Annotated in this window: 3 protein-coding genes and 1 pseudogene; all 4 read left to right on the top strand. The window is 44.7% G+C overall.

Annotation, left to right across the window (positions count from 1 at the left end; genetic code table 11):
* Positions 1-35: 35 nt before the first annotated feature.
* Positions 36-155: pseudogene (locus tag DW677_RS17765) on the top strand (plasmid recombination protein); the annotation flags it as partial.
* 70 nt (positions 156-225) lie between these two features.
* On the top strand, positions 226-417 hold the full coding sequence (locus DW677_RS17760) for a hypothetical protein (protein WP_117567928.1): 192 nt from the start codon (positions 226-228) through the stop codon (positions 415-417).
* A 94-nt stretch (positions 418-511) separates the two neighbouring features.
* Positions 512-1,993, top strand: a complete 1,482-nt coding sequence (locus DW677_RS17755; RefSeq protein WP_117567927.1) for a recombinase family protein — start codon at positions 512-514, stop codon at positions 1,991-1,993.
* 315 nt (positions 1,994-2,308) lie between these two features.
* Entirely contained in the window at positions 2,309-3,367 is a 1,059-nt protein-coding gene (locus DW677_RS17745) for a PDDEXK nuclease domain-containing protein (RefSeq protein WP_117567926.1), read from the top strand.
* Positions 3,368-3,504: the final 137 nt, after the last annotated feature.

Raw genomic sequence — 3,504 nt, 5'->3', positions numbered from 1 at the left:
TTTAGCCACAAGTGTTACAAAAAAGCTTGACCACAACAATGGAACGGGCAAAGCTGGAAAGCGAGCTGAAAGACATTCAGCGGCTGGTTGACCGTATCCCACCGGAGGTGCTGGCAGAATTGAAACGGCAGCAGCAACACACAAGGGAACGGTGATCGATGACAGAAAACATTTCACGCCGCAGCATGACGGAACTGCACTTTGAAAACTAAATACGGAGGTACTATGGAGCATATCAGATACAAGAAAGAAACCGAAGTCGTGACTTTTCAGGGAAAGGAAATCACGCTGGAAAATCTCTCCCTGGTGTTCACGCCGGAGCAGGAAGCGGCAAAACGCCGGGAGCTGGAACAGCAGCTTTACGAGGTGTTCCGCAAGTATGCCGACAAACGGCAGAGTGAGGAAGCCGGGGCATAAGGTTTTCCGAAGCCATCGTTGATTTGCGGGGCTGCTGGCGGTATAATAAAACTGTCAGCAGCTCCGTTTCTTTTTTAAGAAAAGGAGCGACAATATGAACAATCGAATAGACGCAATCTATGCAAGACAATCGGTGGACAAAAAGGACAGCATTTCCATTGAAAGCCAGATTGAATTTTGCAAATATGAGTTGAAAGGCGGTAACTGCAAGAACACAGACCGTCCGAAGTTTCAAGAACTGGTGCGGGACATCAAGCGGGGCTTGATTGCAAAGGTCGTGGTTTACAAACTTGACCGTATCAGCCGTTCCATTCTGGACTTTGCCAACATGATGGAGCTGTTCCAACAGTACAATGTGGAGTTTGTGTCCTCTACGGAGAAGTTTGATACCTCCACCCCGATGGGGCGGGCGATGCTGAATATCTGTATCGTGTTCGCCCAGCTTGAACGGGAAACTATACAGAAGCGGGTGCAGGACGCATGGTACTCCCGCTGTCAGCGGGGCTTCAAAATGGGCGGCAAAACGCCCTACGGATTTCGGACAGAGCCTTATGTGATGGACGGGGTGCGCACAAAGAAGCTGGTAATAGAGCCAACCGAAGCGGCCTTTGTCCGGCAGATGTATGAGATGTACGCTGACCCGCAGGTATCGCTGCATGACATTACAAAGAAGCTGACGGCGGACGGTATGCGTACTTATCATGGCAGGCTGCTGTCAAGGGCTACTTTGAGCGTTATTCTCCGAAACCCGATTTATGTCATGGCTGACCTCGACATATACGAGTTTTACAAAAGCCAGGGGACGGATATTTACAATGACGCCGCCGACTTTGCCGGGACAAACGGCTGCTATTACTATCAGGGCAAGGGGAATACAGAGGATAAGCACAAGCACCTGCAAGGACAGACGCTGGTACTGGCTCCACATGAGGGGTTTATCCCATCGGAGCTGTGGCTGAAATGCCGGAAGAAGCTGCTTGCCAGCCACACTTACCAGCCCGCAAGGAAAGCCCGGAACACATGGATGGCGGGAAAAATCAAATGCGGGAAATGCGGCTATGCGCTCATGTCGGCGCACTCCAACGGTATTCTTTACCTGCGCTGCACCGTACATGCGGACAGCAAGGCGTGTCCTGGCTGCGGGTGCGTGAAGCTGCACGAACTGGAAGCGGTAGTCTATGGGGCGATGGTTAAAAAGCTGAAAGATTTTAAGACGCTGACAGGTCGGAACAAGGCTGCAAAAATCTCCCCGAAACTGACTGCAAAGCGGCTGGAACTGGCACAGGTAGAAAGCGAGATTGAAAAGCTGCTTGACACGCTGACGGGCGCAAACAATGTCCTGCTCTCCTATGTGAATGTGAAGATAGCAGAACTGGACGGGCGCAAGCAGGAACTTCTGGCGAGGATAGCGGAACTAACGGTGGAAGCCATTAGCCCGGAACAGGTCAGCCAGATTTCCGGCTACCTCGACACTTGGGAGAATGTATCCTTTGACGACAAGCGGCGGGTGGTGGATTTAATGATTACCACCATAGCCGCCACAAGCGACAGCTTGAACATCACATGGAAAATCTGACGGGCGGCACACCTCCCGTCAGACCGTTACCCTGTGTAGTCCCTTGTAAACTGTACTTTCCTTTTTACATAAACAGTTGGATGAGTGTTTTGTTGTTCCGCAGCATATTGCATAACTGAAAAAAGGTAAGGATAAAATTGAAGCACATATTATTAGATGCAAATCCGTGATTGCAATCTGCTTGATACAAAATTTGGCGTTAAGTATGATAATTATAATAGATATGTCACATGGAGAAATTTGATGAAATGTAAAATGAAATAGAAGTAGGAATACACAAGTAATGGATAGGAAATACTGATTGGAGGAATATTAGTGGAAAACAGAGAGGTTGGCTTTGTTGTGAATGATGAGTACAAAGCATGGATAGAAGATATTAAAAAACGGATAAAACAGAGTCAGATAAAAGCTGCAGTTAAAGTGAATTATGAATTGCTGGAATTATATTGGGGAATTGGAAGGGACATTGTTGCAAAGCAGAAACATGCTAAATGGGGTGATGCTTTTCTTGCAACAATGAGTAAGGATTTGCAAAAATCATTTCCTGATATGTCAGGTTTTTCGGTACAAAACTTGAAGAGTATACGATACTGGTATAAGTTTTATAATTCTGAGGAAAATGGCTTACAGCCTGTAAGCCGAATGGAACTTATTGAAAATATGGTAAAAAGCATTCCTTGGGGACATAACCAGCGAATCATGTATAAGTGCCACAACGTACAGGAGGCATTGTTTTATGTACAGAAAACAATGGATAACGGCTGGAGCAGGAACGTATTAGAACATCAAATAGATAGTGGATTATATAACCGACAAGGAAAAGCAGTTAGTAATTTCCAATTGAAGCTCCCAGAGGCACAATCTGATTTAGCACAGCAGACATTAAAGGACCCGTATAACTTTGATTTCCTTACTCTGAGAGAAGAGTATGATGAAAAGGAATTGGAAGATGCACTGATTAATCAAATAACCCAATTTTTATTGGAATTAGGTACTGGGTTTGCATATTTGGGTAGACAGGTTCATTTGCATGTGGGAGAAAGTGACTTCTATATGGACTTGCTTTTTTACCATGTCCGGCTACATTGTTATGTGGTGGTAGAATTGAAAACAGAAAAATTCAAGCCGGAGTTTGCAGGCAAATTGAATTTTTATGTGACAGCAGTTAATAAGCAAATGAAATCGGAGCAGGATAATCCGACAATTGGTTTACTTATTTGTAAAGATAAGGATGATGTTGTTGCGGAATATGCACTGGATGACATTTCACAGCCAATTGGGATTGCAGCATACGAATTGACAAAGGTGCTTCGTGAAGAATTAAAAAGCAGTCTGCCAACAGTGGAAGAAATTGAATATAAATTATCTGAGTAAATTGGCTTACAGGCTGTAAGCCAATTTGTAAAATCGAAATAGTACATAAAACGGTTAGTAAATTCAGTTTCATAAAATTTGAGGAATTACAAACAGTATAGTGGTTCAGTTGTCAAGACAAAAATTCAAGCATTTTA

Origin of the sequence: Clostridium sp. AM25-23AC (assembly GCF_003435125.1) — a bacterium.
Lineage (GTDB): Bacteria > Bacillota > Clostridia > Lachnospirales > Lachnospiraceae > Pilosibacter > Pilosibacter fragilis.
Note: the sequence above shows the minus strand (reverse complement) of the source record. Positions and strands in the feature narration are given on the sequence as shown.